General features: G+C 70.0%; 1 protein-coding gene. It reads left to right on the forward strand.

What is annotated here, in order from left to right; genetic code table 11:
* Nucleotides 1-233, forward strand: a 233-nt coding sequence (locus tag ACPYOM_RS24070) for an ABC transporter permease subunit (RefSeq protein ID WP_481347912.1), incomplete at both ends; no start/stop codon positions are given.

Below are 233 nucleotides of genomic sequence, written 5' to 3' on the forward strand. Positions count from 1 at the left end.
GGGCCTGGCCCGACTCGTCCGCGGTGATGTGACGAGCCTGCGCGAGCGCGACTTCGTCCAGGCGGCCCGGGCCATCGGGGTCCCCACCCGCCAGATCCTCTTCAATGAGATCCTGCCCAACCTCGTGGGCCCCATCATCGTGTCCGCCTCGATCGCGGTCCCGGCCTACATCACCTACGATGCGACGCTGAGCTACCTCGGCGTCGGCCTCGTCGAGCCGACGGCGTCGTGGG

It is taken from the genome of Monashia sp. HAY1-2A, from assembly GCF_056755315.1.